Source organism: Micromonospora sp. SL1-18, assembly GCF_047921505.1.
Classification (GTDB): domain Bacteria; phylum Actinomycetota; class Actinomycetes; order Mycobacteriales; family Micromonosporaceae; genus Micromonospora.
Window position 1 is genome coordinate 1 of record NZ_JBLROA010000088.1, and the last position, 16,969, is coordinate 16,969.

8 protein-coding genes are annotated in these 16,969 nt (G+C 67.1%); 5 read left to right on the plus strand and 3 right to left on the minus strand.

Translation table 11 applies throughout. The features are described 5' to 3' along the window. The 3 genes from ACNAW0_RS27395 to ACNAW0_RS27405 form a co-directional block, all read right to left on the minus strand. On the minus strand, positions 1–780 hold a 780-nt coding region (locus ACNAW0_RS27395; protein WP_416290908.1), incomplete at its 3' end, for a hypothetical protein. Between the two features lie 300 nt (positions 781–1,080). Then, the gene (locus tag ACNAW0_RS27400) at positions 1,081–2,649 is read right to left on the minus strand and encodes a BTAD domain-containing putative transcriptional regulator (RefSeq protein ID WP_416290909.1); all 1,569 of its coding nucleotides are present in this window, start codon (positions 2,647–2,649) and stop codon (positions 1,081–1,083) included. Further along, positions 2,594–2,764 carry a BTAD domain-containing putative transcriptional regulator gene (locus ACNAW0_RS27405; RefSeq protein WP_416290910.1) on the minus strand — a complete coding sequence of 57 codons (171 nt, stop codon included), beginning with the start codon at positions 2,762–2,764 and terminating at the stop codon, positions 2,594–2,596. The genes ACNAW0_RS27400 and ACNAW0_RS27405 overlap by 56 nt, the downstream gene beginning before the upstream one ends. 611 nt (positions 2,765–3,375) lie before the next feature. Between ACNAW0_RS27405 and ACNAW0_RS27410 the strand changes: the two genes are divergently transcribed. The 5 genes from ACNAW0_RS27410 to ACNAW0_RS27430 form a co-directional block, all read left to right on the plus strand. Continuing rightward, positions 3,376–4,047, plus strand: coding sequence for an Hsp70 family protein (locus tag ACNAW0_RS27410; RefSeq protein WP_416290911.1), 672 nt, complete (start codon positions 3,376–3,378; stop codon positions 4,045–4,047). A gap of 1,494 nt (positions 4,048–5,541) precedes the next feature. Beyond that, a complete protein-coding gene (locus ACNAW0_RS27415) occupies positions 5,542–9,156 on the plus strand; it encodes a LamG domain-containing protein (protein ID WP_416290912.1) in 3,615 nt (1,204 codons plus the stop codon). Between the two features lie 132 nt (positions 9,157–9,288). Continuing rightward, the gene (locus tag ACNAW0_RS27420; RefSeq protein ID WP_416290913.1) at positions 9,289–15,732 is read left to right on the plus strand and encodes an HNH/endonuclease VII fold putative polymorphic toxin; all 6,444 of its coding nucleotides are present in this window, start codon (positions 9,289–9,291) and stop codon (positions 15,730–15,732) included. Positions 15,733–15,743: 11 nt separating this feature from the next. Further along, positions 15,744–16,133, plus strand: coding sequence for an Imm50 family immunity protein (locus ACNAW0_RS27425; protein ID WP_416290914.1), 390 nt, complete (start codon positions 15,744–15,746; stop codon positions 16,131–16,133). A 543-nt stretch (positions 16,134–16,676) separates the two neighbouring features. Beyond that, positions 16,677–16,969 (plus strand): hypothetical protein (locus tag ACNAW0_RS27430; RefSeq protein WP_416290915.1); only part of this gene is annotated, 293 nt, incomplete at its 3' end.

Here is a 16,969-nt window from a genome sequence, read left to right on the forward strand (position 1 = left end):
GTCTGGGCGGACAAACGCGATGGACCCGTCGCCGCGCTGCCGCGCCACCAAGCCCTTGCTGTCGACAGTGAACGTGTACGACACCGGCCCCGACGGGGCCCGATGCAGCACGATCTTCTCCTTCAACGCCGTCGCCGTGACGTCATACACCACGTCCGCGCCGCCGGCCAGACCCGCGTACGTCACCGTCGAACCGTCCACCTTCGGCGAGGCGGCCTTCCCGCCCCCGGCGAGGCCCACCTGGACGGCGCGGCCGTCCTGCTCGAAACGCACCAGGTTGTCGCTACGCCCACCGAACAGGCTCGTGAAACTGTTGGTCGAGTTCTCCTGCACCCAGCTGCCACGACCCGACGGCCGCACCCGCGTATCGATCGACTGCCAGCGGCCCTTGACGTCGCGGTAGTTCACCGGCACCGCCGAGACCTCGGCCTGCAACCGACCGTCGGACAGCTCATACACCCGCCCGTTCGCGGTCCGCTTACCAGGCACCTCCCGGACCCGTTTCGGCGCCGGCCACTTCTTCGCCGCCGGCGGCTTCTCGCTCACCGCCAACCCGGCGCTGATCACCTCGGCCTTCGCCCGGCCGCCACCGCCGCTGACCAGCAACTGCGCGGCGTCACCGAGGCGGGCGAGCAGCCCACCATCGCTGGTGCCGGCAGCCCCGTCGGCGCGGTCGACGCGGTCGGGGCTGTGGTCCGGGAGGACCTCCATCCCGCCCAGTGTCGCCACCATGGCCAGCACTAGTCCCCCGATCAGGGGAACCCGTGTTCGTCTCTTCATCGTCATCCTCTGGTCCGTTTGGAGACAAGACAGATGGAGACTAAAGACGATCGATATACTCCTGGCTATAGTCCAGATACATTCCCAGGCCACGGCGGGTGCCGCCAAAGGGGATCCGGACGCCAAAGGGCGGGTCCATCACCTCGCTGGCGTTGGCCGCCGGCGGCGGCGACCTCGGGCAGGAAGATCTGTAACGGGCGTCCGGTTCGCCGTCGCGCCAAACCGGCGGGGCCGATGAGCAGGAGGCCGCCCGGGTGGCCGACTGCGCCGACGTCAGCGCCTCGCCCGGCAGCTGGTTGCTCAGTGGCGCTTCGGCTCAAGCCGAGCCGACGCCAGGGTCAAGCGGAGGGGCAAACGCGACCTGCCCGGAGAGCTCGGCTGCGCACATCGCCGCTGGGTCGACCCGCCAGCGCGGACAGGATGCGTCGGGGCGGCCGTCGCTGCGGCCAACTCGGTGAGGTACTCGCGAACGAGCGCCGGCAGGTGGTAGCCGGCCGCACCGTCAGGGTGCAGCAGGTGGGTGTCGACGAGGCTGTCCAGGGCCCGTCGGATTCGTTGGGTGCTGACCCCGAGTTGGGCGGCGGCCCGGTCCACCAGGGCCGGCGTATCCGGGTATGCGCCGAGCAGTTCCAGCAGCGGGCCGGCGATCTCATCCTCGGCGCGGACGGCGGCAACCGTACTGGCCAGGCTGGCCCGCACCGACAAGTCCTCGTCGGCGAGCAGGTCCAGCCGGTGGCGGTCCTCGCCGAGCTGGGAGACCAGGGTGGCCACCGGCATGTCCGGCCAGCGTGCCAGGCGGGCACCAGCGATCCGCAGCGCCAGCACCGAGCCGGCGCACAGTCGGACCAGCTCCGCCGTCGCCGCCTCACCTGCCGTCAGCCGCCGCCGACCCGCGATCGCGGCCAACACGTCCCGTGCCTGCGCCGCGCCCAACGGCCGCAGCGCCACCCGCCGAACGCCGTCCAGGCTACCGAGGCGCCGCGAACCAACGACGATCAGAGCAGGCCCCGGACCGGCGGGAAGCAGCGGCCGCACCTGGGCCGCCCTCGTGACACCGTCGACGACCACCAACAGCCGACGCCCAGCAGCCAGCGACCGGAACCAGCCCGCCCGCTCGTCGCCGTGCTCGGGCACCTCAGTGGACGCGACCCCCACAGCGCGCAGCACCCGGGCCAGCACCTCGCCCGAGGTCACTGCGGTGCGGTCGCCGAGGTCCACGAACACCTGCCCGTCGGGGAAGTCAGCGGCCACCTGGTGCGCGGCGCGGACCGCCAGGACTGTCTTGCCGCTGCCCGCCGCGCCGGTGATGACCACCGCAGCTGGCGCCGGACCCCGTAGAGCGGCGGCCACGTCGGCGGTCTCCCGAGTACGGGCGGCGAAGGTGTCCAGGCCTGCCGGAAGCTCACGCGGCACCACCCAGCCGGCGGAGACCCGCGTCCCGACCGCCGACGTGTCCGCAGAAATGGCCGGTGCCGCGCCGGACAACTCTGGTGCCCGGTCGAGCATCGCCTGGTGCAGGCTGGTCAGCTCGTCACCGGGCGCGATGCCAAGCTGTTCGACGAGGACCGTCCGGGCGTCCTGGTAGGCGGCGAGCGCCGCCGGCACCTCCCCACAACGGTAAAGAGCGAGCATGAGCTGTCCCCAGGCCCGCTCCCGCAGCGGATGCCCGGCGAGATGGCTGCGCAGATCGGCCAGCATGTCCGCATGTTGGCCGGCGGCCAGCCGCGCCTCCGTCAGCTCCTCGAACACCTGCAGCCGCTGCTCATCAAGGCCCGCCCAGCGACCGTCCAAAGCAGTGCCGCGGGGCACACCGTCACCCGACGGCGCCACGCCAGTGCGCCAGTGCCCCGGCCAGCGCCCCGATGGCATTTGCCGGGTCGGGCGTCGCCAGCATGGCACGTCCCGCCCCCGCCAACCGCTCGAACTCGGTCACGTCCAGCTCGTGCTGCCCCAACTGCAGCTCATACGCATTGGGGCGAGCCACGAGGCGAGCGCCCAGAGTACGCCGCAGAACGGCGGCGTGGGACCGCAGATTAGCCACGGCGGAGGCCGGCGGGGCACCGGACCACACCATGGCGGCCAACCGAGTCAGAGACACGGGCCGATTCGCCTCGACGGCCAACCCCGCCAAAACCGCCCGCCGCTTGGCCCCGCCAGGGGTGACATCCTGGCCATCAACGACGACTTCCACCAGGCCCAGAAGCCGAATCCGCAGTCCCATCTGTGTCGCTCCCCCGTTGAACCAAAAGGGCGCTCAGGCTAGAGAAGCGACTCACCGGCCGCCAAGCTGCGAAGCGGACATTCAGCGAGTGGCAAACATTAATACCGGTGGCGGGCGTGTCGACGTAACACAAATGTCGCCGAATGCGCCGCAGTCTGTCCGTAACCGACAGTAGCCGCGGCGTAAGCCTCTCGGATCGCTCTGCCAGAAGGCCGGTGCGCGGCGGCTGCCGCAGATCACGACACGTGCTGTGGCGCGTCGCTCAAGAGTAGCTGCGGCTTCGCCGCAGGCAGGCCCGTGTTCGACGGCGAACCGGTCCTGCCCAGCGCGGTGCTGGTCGGCGGAGATGGGAATGTGCTGACTGGGCATCAGGCGTGGCGGGTCCCCGGCAGTCGCCCGAACAGCAACTCACCATCGCCGGCAAGGACGTCGACACCCTCGATCTGGTCGCCGCCACGCTGCGCCGAACCGTCGCGGAGGCGCAGCAGGCTGCCGGTGACGCGGTGGAGGAGGTGCGGCTGGTGGTGCCGGCCGGCTGGGGCCTGCGGCGGCGGACGTGGATGCGACACGCCGCGCACCGCGCGGGCCTGTCCCAGCCCCGGCTGATCGAGGCCCCGGTGGCGGTGGCCGGGCACCTGCTCGCGGCCGGGGTGCAGGTGCTGTCGGTGGGGTCGTTCATCGTGGTTTGCGATGTCGGCGCTGGGGCGGAGGTCAGTGTTTTGCGGCGCGGCCCGGCCGGCTTCGAGGTCCTCGCCACCCTGTCCGATTCGAGCGCGGGCGGTGCCGCGATCGACGAGGGGCTCGCCGTGATGCTCGGCGACGGCGGCCCTGCGGGTGGTGATGGTCAGCGGTGGGCGCTGGTGGCCAGCGTTGGTGCCGCGAAGCATGCCCTGGTCGACCGGGCTGCGGTGGCCGTGCCGTTGCCGCAGGGGGTCGGCGGTGGTGCTCAACATCGGCCTGCTGGAACAGGCTGCCCACCCGGTCCTACGCCGGGTCGCGCAGTTGACGTCGGAGGCGATCGCTGCCGCGGAGATCGGCGTTGGTGACTTTGCTGGTGTGTACTGCGTCGGCGGTGTCTGCCGGATGCCGGTCCTCACCGGGAGCCTGGGTGTCGCCCCGATCGTGGTCCCCGATCCTGCCACCGTTGCGGTTCGGGGTGCTGCGGACGCGGGCGCCGCCGACCCTACGGCGGCGGGCCCGCGGGTCGAGGCCATGCCGACGACCAACTTGAGCACTGTTACGCGAGCCCAGACGGAAAACGGATCTACGGCAAGCCGACCAGCGACTGCCTACCTGCCGAATTATGGAAGCGGTAGCCACCGTCGAGGAACGAGATCACCGCCAAGCCGACCCCATGCATGCGCACCTGGAGCGCGGGCAAGCCCGGTCGCCGATCCTCAGCCAGGAGACCCAGGGATCCGTCCGCACGCAGCAACCGGAACCGAGCGACGTCGTTTGCTGGGGTGGACCCGGAAGGCCGGGTGATTGTTTAGGTGTGTGCTGCCGAGGTCATGGCCACCTTGGAGTAGGACGCCCCGGCCCTCGCTGATTACCGCTGTATCAGCACTGGATGGAGACTTGCGACCGATCTGAGGTGCTTCGAAGTTGTGGCTACTGAACCGCGGCGGGGATGGCCCTCGTCCCGGTCGGTTGGCTCGGGCGGAGGACGCGCCTTACGGGGGACCTGGATATGCTCCTGCTGCTGCACGTCGGGGTGCCCGGCGGCTAGGAGTTGGACGGCTCAATCTGGTATCCGATCTGGGATGCCGGCATGCCGAGATGGGGCTCGCCCACTCTGTTCGCACCGTTGCCGAGGTGCTCTCCGTCGCCCAGAGCGATGTCGAGGTTGCCCTCGCCGGGCAGTCTGCCTGGGCGTCCTGTGCCACCTGCGTGGGTTCGAGTCTGGCGGGGGCCTCCACGACTGCGAAAGGGCCAGGGACGGTCTGGCGGTGCTGGAGGCTTTCGTGGCCGGCCGGCGCGCCGGCTACCGCGGGCGGCCGTTAGATCGCCCAGCGGCAGGCCACTCCGCATGCGAGGCGGGTAATGGGGCCGTGGTTACGCCCTGTATGCGGGGGTGGCTGAACATGGGCGGAGCCGTTGCGAGGTGATCGTCGCGCAGGAGGGGCGTCAGCCGAGGGCGACAGTTGGGGCTGTAGGTGATCATCTCTGCCTATCCGGCCGAACCCGGCATGCCGGTTTCGGATGCCAGTTCGGCACCGTTCGATGTCACGAGTCGATAACGAAAATGAGTCGGATCGATTCGATGCTCGTCGACTACCTCCTGGTGACGCAAGGTGATCTTGGCTTGCCAGCAGGGGCTTATACGGCGATCTATGAGCTCCTTGCGTCGTGATCGCTGGCTCCGAGCGGGGGTCTGGTGTTCGGCTCGGGGGGATAGCGGAGGGCCGATGCGTGGGCTACGTTTCGCCCGGCCGCGTCGATCATGAGGTTTGTCTGGCGCGGCCCGTCGTCCGCTGGTTGGTTGTGATCTTGGCCAGGGCGGGGTGACGCGGTGTGACGAGGAGCGTGGAGGGCCTGTGGTGCGTGTTCGCGCGAGATGGCGTGCCGGGTTGTGGCGGTGGCTGCCGGGCTGGGTGGCGGTCGTGGTGGTGGCCGCGTCGGGTGCGGTGGTCGTGCCATCGGCCGGCGCGGCCTCGGCGGCGCCGGCGTGTACTGGAGAGGCCCTGTCTGAGGCGCAGGCGTTGGCCGCTGCGGCGGGGTGCGGGCAGCCGGTGGCGGTGGGCGCGTCTCGCTCGGAGTACGTGCAGGTGGTGGCGCAGCCGGATGGCCGGTTGTCGTTCGAGTCGGCGGTGGTGCCGCAGCGGGCCCGCCGGTCGGATGGCTCGTGGGCGGATGTGGATTTGAAGCTGCGCTCTGGCGGGGACGGGTTGTTGCGGCCGGCGGTGTCGGTGGCTGACGTGGCGTTCTCCGGCGGTGGCAGCAGTCCGTTGGTGTCCCTGCGCCGGGCCGGTCAGTCGCTGTCGTTGTCGTGGCCGGGCGTGTTGCCGGTTCCGGTGGTGGCGGGGGATTCGGCGACGTATCCGAACGTGTTGCCTGACGTGGATTTGGTGGTGCGGGCGACTCACACCGGGTTCACGCACGTGTTGGTGGTCAAGTCGGCGCAGGCGGCGGCGGATCCGAGGGTACGCACGATCTCGTTCGGGGTGAGTGGTGATGCGGCGTTGTCGCGCCGGCCGGACGGGTCGTTGCAGGCGGTTGCGGGCACGAAGGTGGTGGCCGAGGCCGAGCGGGCAGTGATGTGGGACTCGTCGACACCGGCGGCGCGGGGATTGCAGGTGATGCAGTCGACGGCGCTTGCGGCGGGTGACGGGGTGCGCACGGCGGACGTGGACACGCGGGTGACCGGTGATGGGGATCTGGAGCTGGTTCCGGACGAGGGCCTGTTGGCGGATCCGGATGTCACGTATCCGGTGTTTGTGGATCCGGCGTGGTCGGTGGCGAGGTCGAAGTGGGCGTATGCGACCAGTAACGGGTGCACGAACACCGACTATTCGATGGCGCGGGTGGGGTTGAGTCCCGATGGGCCGTGCACGGGGGTGCGGTTCCGGTCGTTCTTCGAGTTCCCGACGACCAATGGCACGGTGTCGTTGAAGGGCAAGTACATCTACTCGGCGTACGTGCAGATGGGGTTGTACCACTCGTGGTCCTGCACGAACACCTGGACTCACATGTATCTGACTCCGGCAATCAACGCCACGATGAAGGCGTCGTGGTCGTCGATGAGCCTGTCGAAGTGGTTGGACTCGGCGGAGGGGCACGCGAACAAGGGCACTGGTTGTGTCGACTCCCCGCAGAAGGACATGACCATGAACTTCGAGGGGTCGACGGTGACCGGGCAGGTGCAGACCGCGGCGACCAACAGCTGGAATACGATCACCGTCGGGTTCTGCGCCTGCAACGACCTGGGCGAGTACGAGTCGTCGCAGGACCGGTGGAAGAAGTTTTACCCGGACAAGGCGAAACTGGTCGTCGACTACGACTCCGTGCCGGGCAAGCCCACCGGGTTGCAGGTGGCGGGTGTGGCGTGTCCGGCGTCCGGGGTGCTGACGGTTGGCACCTTGACTCCGACGTTCTCCGCCGTCTACCCGGACGCCGATTCTGGCCAGACTCTGACGGGCGCCTATGAGTGGGTGGAGGTGCCCTCGGGCGGGATCGGCACGGTGACGGACACGTACCCCACCCGCCTGGCGCCCCCGCCGAGGCCTTCCGCCACCGCGAACGGGCGCGCGACGACCGCGGCGGTGTCGGTGGTCAAGGGCAAGACGTACGCGTTCCGGGTCACGGCGGTCGACCCCGATCCGTACAAACGTTGGAGTGGATGGTCGGTCTGGTGTCAGTTTACGGTCGACACCACGGTGCCGCCGGTCACGGTCACCGTGGTGACCCCGCCCGCTGGCCCGGGACAAGCGGGAACGTTCCTCATCAAGTCCACCGCCACCGACGTCACCTCGTTCAAGTACGGGTGGAACGGCCCGACCACCGTTGTCGCGGCCACCGGTACCAGCCCGAAGACGGCGACGGTGACCACCACCGCGCCCCGCTACGGCACGAACATTCTGTACGTGTCGGCAGTCGACGCCACCTTGAATCAGGGTTTCGGCAGCGTCGAGTTCGTGGTTGACCACCCGTCCCCGCCGGTTGCCTGGTGGGGGTTGGAAAGTTATCCGGGACAGACGCAGGCGCAGGCTCTCGCGGACAAGCAGTCGGCACTGGGTAGTGGCACGTTGGCCAAAGACACCCCGCTGACCGCGCAGAACGTCGCTTGGAGCAAAGATGCACGCCTGATCGGCGGCGAGACCGCCACCATGGTCGGGAGCGGTAGCCAGGCAGAGACGAGCGGACCGGTGGTCAATACCAGCACCTCGTTCAGCGTTGCGGCATGGGTGCGGGCCACCGCGACGGACCCCGCGTGCTGCAAGAGTGTCGTCTCTCAGGACGGCGTCACCACCAACGCCTTCAGCCTCTACTACGTCCCGAGCACCCAGCAGTGGGGCTTCTCGATGTACAACACGGATGGAACCAGCACTGCCGGCTCGTTTGTCTTCGCCCCGGCTACTCCGGACGTCTGGACCCACCTCGCGGCCGCCTACGACTCGAAGTCGAATGAGATGCGCCTCTACGTCAATGGGACGCTTGCCGGGAGCGCGGCTCGCACACCCACCTGGAACGGCACTGGCAAGTTCCACGTCGGCTGGGCCAAATGGGGCAACGGGATGAGCAATACCGGTGTCGGCCAGATCGCCGACGTGCAGGTCTTCGACCGGGTGTTGGTGGATCACGACTTCACCGGGCAGTTGGCGTCGGATCCGTCGTCTGGCGGTGTGGACGAGCCGGGGATCCTGGCGCCGATCGAGGTGGGCCGGTGGGACTTCGAGTCCGCCCGGCCGTGCTACTTCCAGGACCGCGAGGGTACGTGCGAAGCGGCGGACGTTACGCCGTTCGGCCGGTGGCTGGCGTTGACGCGCGGCGCCGCGGTCGAGGCCGGCAACCGGGGCAACGGGCTGCACCTGGACGGCTATTACTTCCCCGACGAGAACCCGGAACCGTGGGAGGCGACCCAGGAGTGGGCCCGCTCGGCGGTGAAGACGGGGCTGACGCCGCCGGACGAGGATGGCGACCAGTACACGATCTGGCAGGACCAGCCTGTGTTGCGGACGGACCAGTCGTTCACGATGTCGGCGTGGGTGACGTTGGACAGCCTGACCGGGACGCGCGCGGTGCTGTCGCAGCGAGGCGTTCACGAGAGTGGGGGCTGGCTGAAGTACGCCTCGTCCTTGAGTAAGTGGCAGTGCGCCGTCACCTCGGCGGATGTTACCGGCTCGGCCACGGCCACGGTCTCGTCCACGTCGCCGGCGGAAGCGGGGGTGTGGACCCACGTGGCGTGCGTGTATGACGCCGGCCGTAGTCAGCTTCGCCTGTACGTCAACGGTGCTCTTGAGGGCACGTTGGCAATCTCGTTCACGCCGATGGCGTCTTCGGGACCGCTACTGGTGGGCCGGACGCTGTACCGGGACCAATTCGTCGATAAGTGGGCTGGCGCCGTGGATGACATCGGCGTCTACCAGGGCGCGATGACCGACGCCCAGGTGAAGGTCCTCCACGACGCGCAGTCAGTGGACGCACCGGAGATCTAGGACGACAGCCGTCTGCTGGTGGCCATCGATGGCCACCAGCAGACGGAGTCGCAAGACGGATTCAGCTTAATCTTTGTGTCCGCGTGAGGGCGGGTGGTGGAGGCGATGGTGGTTGACGTGACGGATGCGGCGATGCGTTCGCTGTTGGTGAAGCGACGTGGCGTGGCTCGTGCGCGGTGGCGGGCGCTGGTGTGCGGCCTGGCCGCCAGCGCGCTGGTTTCCGGGCTGTTGGTGACGACGCCGGCGGCGGCGAAGCCGGAGCCGCAGCACCTGCAGGCGCAGGTGGAGAAGGTGGGCACGAACGGCGTGCGGGTGCGGGCGAAGGCTTGGCCGTATTCCCCGCAGAAGTATGTGCCTCCGCCCGCGCCGACGTGGCCTGCTGCGGGCACCGCCCACGCGACGTTGCCCGCCGCTGGCAGTAGCCGGGTGCGGGCGGGCGCGTTGCCGGTGTCGGTGGCGCGGGCCGCCGGGCGGGCCGGTGCGGATGTGTCCGACGTGACGGTGCAGGTTCTTGACCGCACCACCGCACCGGACGGGTGGCGTGGCGGGCTGCTGCTGCGAATGGGCACCCCCCAGACGGCTGCGGTGGAGGGCGCGGCGAGCCTGTCGGTGGACTATCGCGGCTTCCGCTACGCCTACGGCGGTGACTGGGCATCACGGCTGCGGTTGTGGCAGTTGCCTGAGTGCGCACTGACGACACCGTCCGCCTCGGGTTGTACCGGCAAGCCGTTGCCGTCTCGCAATGACGAGTCCGCCGGGGTGGTGACCGCGCAGGTGCCGGTGACCCCGATCGGATCGGATGCCGCAGCGCGGCTGGCCGGCGACGAGCCGGCGGGTTCGGGAACGCTGCTGGCGTTGGCGGCCGGCCCGTCCGGGTCGTCCGGGGACTTCACCGCCACATCGTTGGCGCCGTCGTCGACCTGGTCGTCCGGCGGCTCGTCGGGGGACTTCTCCTGGTCGTATCCGATGCGGGTGCCGCCGTCGGCCGGCGGACTGGCGCCGTCGGTCGGAGTGTCGTACTCGTCGTCGAGCGTGGATGGCCGGTCGGAGGCGACGAACAACCAGCCCTCCTGGGTGGGGGAGGGTTTCGAGTACTGGCCGGGCTACATCGAACGCCGCTACGTGCCCTGCGCCGAGGATATGGGCAGCGGGGCGAACAACACGGCCAAGACCGGTGACCTGTGCTGGCGGTCAGACAACGCCGTGATGAACCTCAACGGCTCCAGCGCGGAGCTGGTGTATGAGAAGGGTAAGGGCTGGCACGCCCGCGGGGAGGACGGCTCGCTGATCGAGAAGCTGACCGGCGCGGGCAACGGCGACGACGACGGCGAGTATTGGAAGATCACCACCTCCGACGGCACCCAGTACTTCTTCGGCCAGCACAACCTGCCCGGTCAGTCGTCGGTGACGAACTCGACCTGGACGGTGCCGGTGGCCGGCAACCACTCCGGGGAGTCGTGCCACCAGAGCTCGTTCACCGCGTCGTTCTGCACTCAGGCGTGGCGGTGGAACCTCGACTACGTCGTGGACGTGCGCGGCAACACACTGTCGTACTGGTATGCGCCAGAGACAAACAAGTACGCCCGCAACCACACCGACAGCGATGCCGTCTCCTACACCCGCGGGGGCACGCTGACCCGCATCGACTACGGCACCTGGGACCGCGGCGCAACCGACCGATCCGTGAAACCCACCGCGCAGGTGTTGTTCAATCCCGACAGCTCGGCTGTCGACCGCTGCGTGACCAGCTCGTGTGGCACGCACGACGCGACGAACTGGCCGGACACGCCGTGGGACCAGTCCTGCACCGGAACCTCGTGCGCGGGGAAGTACTCCCCGACGTTCTGGTCGACCAAACGCCTGTCGAAGATCGTCACCCGGGTGTGGGACACCACCAAGCCGACCCCGGACTGGCAGGACGTCGAGTCATGGACGTTCACGCACTCGTTCCCCCCGCCAGGGGACGGCAGTGATCACGCCGGCCTGTGGCTGGACAAGATCGTGCACGCCGGTCTGGTCGGCGGAACCGTGACGATGCCGCCGGTGACGTTCACGCCGATCTCGCTGCCCAACCGGGTGCTCACCCAGAACACCACCACCAACAACTGGCAGCGCATCGACTACATCACCACCGAAAGCGGCGCGAAGATCGACCTCGAGTGGGAAGTACCGGAGTGCAGCTCGGAGAACCTCCCCTCGCGTCCGGAAACCAACACCAAACGCTGCTATCCCGTGATGGTGGACGACCCCGATGACCCGACGGGCACCAAGGTCGTCGAGGAGTGGTGGCACAAGCACCGGGTCAAGTCGATCTCCGAGTCTGATCTCCCGACCGATCCAACGGGCCACCAAGCACCGCCGACGTTCACCTACTACGACTACGTGGGCGCCCCGGCGTGGCACTACGCCGACGACGACGGCCTCATCGAGCCAAAACGTAAGACGTGGAGCCAGTTCCGCGGCTACGCCACCGTCAAGACCCAGGTGGGGGATGTGCCCGGGACGCAGACGCTGACCGAGACCCGCTACCTGCGCGGCATGCACGGCGATCGGCTGTCCCCAACGACTACCCGCACCGTGACGGTACCGGCCTCGATTGGCTCGGAAACCGTCTACGACGAGGACCAGTTCGCCGGCATGGTCCGCGAACAGATCGCCTACAACGGCACCGAGTCCAAGCCGGTGTCCAAGACGGTCAACGTGCCATGGATGTCCCCGGCGACGGCGTCGCGCACCATCAACGGCGACACCGTCACCGCCCGCTTCACCGACACGAAGATTACCTATGAGGCGACGGCCCTGGGTGTGGACGGGGCACGTGGCTGGCGCACGACGCGCTCCGAGTCGTGGTTCTCCGACACCTACGGCACCGTCGACCGGCAGCAGGACGACGGTGACACCGCCGTCACCGGCGACGAGACCTGCACCACCTACACCTACAACCGCAACACCGACAAGAACCTGCTGGAGACGGTCAAGCAGACCACCACCACAGCGTTGACCTGCGGCACGACACCGACCAGCACCGATCACATCATCTCCGATACCCGGACCTTCTACGACGGCGCCACCGACGTCAACACCGCACCCGTCTACGGGTCGGTCACCAAGGCCGAGCAGCTCAAGGACTGGAGCCCCACGGGGGGCACGGTGTGGCAGACGGTCGGCCAGGCGACCTTTGATGCGTTCGGCCGGACCGCGTCCACCACCGACATCAAGGGCAACGTCGTCACCACCGCCTACACCCCGGCCTCCGGCGGCCCCGTCACCAAGGTCACCACCAAGCGGCCAGCCCCCTACAACTGGGAAAGCAGCACCGAGCTCAGCCCCTACTGGGGCTCCACCACCAAGACCACCGACCAAAACGCCCGGGTCACCGACGTCTCCTACGACGCGCTCGGCCGGGTGTGGCGGGTGTGGAACATCGGCTGGGACAAGACCGGCCACGAATCCAACCCCTCGGCCGAGTACACCTACACGTTCGCGGCGAACCGTAGCGCCTACCCGTATGTGACGTCGAAGGTGCTGCACGCCGGCGGCGGATACCGCACCACCTACGAAATCCTCGACTCGCTGTTGCGGCCCCGGCAGACGCAGACCACCGGCGTCGGCGGCGGCAACGTGGTCACCGACACCATCTACGACAAGCTCGGCCGCGCGAACGCCAGCTACAACCCGCACCTGGAGGCCGGCACCCCATCCGGGACGCTGCTGTGGATGCCGGAATGGTCCGTGCCCGCGGTCACCAAGACCGTGTTCGACAACGCCAACCGGCCCACCGCCCAGATCTTCCTCGGCACCGACGGAGAAACCAACCTCGTCGAGAAGTGGCGCACCACCACCGCCTACGAGGGGGACCTGACCAAGGTCACCCCACCAGACGGCGCCACCCCCACCACCACCGTGGTCGACGCCCACGGCCGCACCGTGGAGCTGCGGCAGCACACCACCGGGCAAGGAGTGGGCGGGGCGTACCAGTCGACCCGCTACACCTACAACGGCAAAAACCAGCTCGTGAAGGTTTCCGACCACGCCCGTAACGAGTGGACTTACACCTTCGACGTCAAAGGCCGCCAGACTCAGGCATCAGACCCGGACAAGGGCACCACAAGCAGCGGGTACAACGACTACAACGAGATGGAGACCACCACCGACGCCCGTCGGCAAATACTGTGGTACAAGTACGACGCGCTCGGCCGCAAGACCGAACTGCGTCAGGACTCGGCCACCGGCCCGCTGCGGGCCAAGTGGAAGTACGACACGCTGTTCACCGGCTCCACCTCGGGAGCGAAGGGGCAACTGACCGAGGCGTACCGGTACGAGCCCGCTGGCTCGGCCAACATCTACAAATGGCGGGTCGGGGGCTTCACCACCCGCAACCAGCCCAGCAGCATCGACTACGTCATCCCTGCCGTCGAAGGCAGCGGCCTGGCGGACACCTGGGGCTTCGGCTACGCCTACTCGCCTTACGAGGGCAGCCCGACCAGCATCCAGTACCTTAACGGCGGCGGGGGCCTGACCAACGAGGCCGTGGACACCGAGTACGACAAGACCACCGGCCTGCCCACGTCACTGAAGACCACCGCCATCAACGTCGGCACCTACGTCGCCGCCCAGGACTACACCTCCTACGGCGAACCGACCATCACCAAACGCAAGATCGCCGGCGGGGTGTATGTCGACGACGCGACCTACTACGACCTGACCACCCGGCGGATCACCCACACCGCGATCAAACCGGAAACCACAGCCGCCACCGTCTCCGACCGCAACTACACCTACGACGACGCCGGCAACATCACCTCCATCGCCGACACCCCACAAGTCGGCGCCGCCGACACCCAGTGCTTCCGGCAGGACAAGCTGGGCCGCCTGACATCAGCATGGACTCCGAAGACCGATGTCACCTGTGCCACCGATCCCACCGTGGCCAACCTGGGTGGCCCCGCCCCGTACTGGCTGGACTGGACCATCGACGCCGTCGGTAACCGCACCAAGGAGGTCACCCACACCAGCGCCGGGGACACCACCCGCACCTACAAAGTCCCGACCGGCGGCCCCGGCGTAGTGCGGCCCCACGCGGTCACCCAGGTCACCACTGAGGCCTCCGGCCAAAACCCCGTCACCACCAACTACGACTACGACAACATCGGCAACACCACCTGCCGACCCGCCGGAACAGCCACGAACACCTGCCCACCACCCGGTAACGGCTCCCAGAACCTCACCTGGGACGCCGAAGGACACCTCGCCTCCGTCACCCAGAACGGGAACACCGTCGAGACCAACATCTACGACGCCGACGGCAACCGAATCATCCGCCGCGACGCCACCGGCACCACCCTCTACCTCCCCGGCCAGGAAATCCGCCGCGACAACAACTCCATCACCACCGGCACCCGCTACTACACCTTCAACGGCCAGGTCGTCGCCTCCCGCAACCCCAGCGGCCTCACCTGGGTCTACAGCGACCACCAAGGCACCCAACACACCGCCATCAACACGGCAAGCCAAGCAGTCACCACCCGACGGCAAACCCCCTACGGCCAACCCCGCGGCACCCAGCCAACATGGCCCAACCCGAAGGGCTTCGTCGGCGGCGACCCCGACCCCACCGGCCTCACCCACCTCGGCGCCCGCGAATACGACCCTACGCTCGGCCGATTCATCAGCGTCGACCCGATCATAAACATGGCTGACCCGCAGCAGTGGAACGGCTACGCCTACGCCAACAACACTCCTGTCACATCCAGCGACCCCACCGGCCTCATCGACGACGACTGTAAGTACTTCGACTGCTACGGCTACAACCCCAAGACCGGCTGCCCGCACGGCTGTGGCTCGACCGACAACGTCGAGTACGGCAAGACGAGAGGCCTGAGCAGCACCAAGGCGAAGCCTGGCGGAAAGTATGTTCCGCCGCGGCGGCCGAGCAAAAAGATTCTGAATCTCCTTGCTGATGAACGTAGAAAGCAGCATCTCGAAGAGGAACACGACTGGGTGACGGAGTTGCTCTTTGGCTCCGGCCATTCGGACCAAGTGTCGTGTGGACGAGGTTATAGTCCTACCCTCTGCGCGGACAATGCACGTTTGATCGACGCATGCCAGGCGTATGAATTTTGCGATGATGAATACGTGGCCGAGCTTCAGAGCCAGTGCGGCGGGTGTCACCTGGAGTACGTCGAGGTGGTCTCGCTGGTTGTGCCGGTGGTACCGGGGGGTGGCATGCGACCGGTGCCATCCACCCGGGTGCTCCCGAGTCGGGGTGCGGCATTCAGGGCTGCGAAGAGAGATCTCGGTATCCCGAGGAGTCAGCAGCCTGACGAGTTTAGGATGACCCCCATGACCGATCGATCGGGACGGCAAATCATGAACCCTGATGGAACTCCAGTGATGACCCGGGAATACATATTCAGGCGCGGCGACGGTAGTCGGGTAATCATCCAGGACCATTCGGCTGGCCACTATTTCAATGAAGGTGGAATCGGTGACCAAGACCCTCACTTGAATGTTCGTCCGTTTGAAAACCCCAGGACCGGCAAGGTTCCTGGCACGGCTCAGCACTACGAGTACTAGCGGGAGTGCCTGTGTTGGAGTGGATCAACGCTCTCAGTAATCCGCAGCGGGTATTGGCCGTCTATGGAGCCACAATGCCGACGCTGGAAAATGTGCATATCCACGAGGTCTGTGTCGACAGGGAGGGCCCGACACTTCGCATGCGGTTCGATCTGTCGAAAATCCCAACCAATCCTCCCCAGAAATGGCGGCGAGATGGCCTAGATGTAGTTCAGCTTGAAATCGCCTTCGGGGGCGTGAGTGAAATTGCGATTCAACAGTTTTCGACGGACCCGGTGTGTGATCTCAAAATCCAAAAAGATGGGTCGGTTTATTTTTCAGGCGAATCTGATTCGGTGAGGCTGGCGGGCGTTGCGAGCACGGCGACGGTCTTGCGCATCTCTGCGTATGCGAACTCGTAGAAGGGTGCGCGCAGAGTCACCCACCAGTGGGTCCACGACGATCAACTGCGCGACCTCCTGGTCGACGGCAGGCGCCTGACACGACAGAAAATCACCCGTTCTGGAACGCAGCATACTTTATCGCTACGGCAGCAAGTTGGGTTATCGCCTACAAGTATCAATCACGCTGTACGAGAAATCGCGGATTCGGATGGAATGGGTGGTGGGGCTACAATCTCGGGTCGCTTCTGGTTCTTGACGGCGAGTTTAGGGATAGCTGGTGCCGATAGCGGGGTGAGCAGCTATGCCTGGACGTCTGCCAGGTGAGCTATGGACTGGATAGGCCCTGTAGTTTAGCGTGACTGAGGGCGGGCTTCACGTTCAAGTCGTGTGGCCCGCCCTCTACCCCATGAAAGTGAAATGGTGGCTCACAGGAACCTCCTGATTCCGCTGGATCTCGTCAACCGTCTCCGCTATCCGTTGAGGTCGATTCGAGATGGTAGTCCCGCAGGTCTCGTGGAAGTGCGTTCATGGGGTCAAACCCTCTTTCGTCGAAGTGTCACCGTGACGCTTCCACTTGACAAAAAGGCGGCCGCAGCGGTTTCCGCTGCTTCTCGGTTGCAGCGCGCAGAGGTGTTCGCTCTGCACCCGATGCGGTATGTGCTGGTCGCCGCTGCTGTTATCTCTCTTGTCAACGCTTGGGCAGAATGGCGAATTTCGACGCTTCCAGCCCTTCTGGCCGGGGGCGCGATCATGGTTGAGGGCGTGATGCGGTTGCTGGAGAGACACTTTGTCCTTCCGCAACACCCGCGCCGCGTTGGGCGGCATACCCTTTTGATCGGGAACGTGCCAGTGGA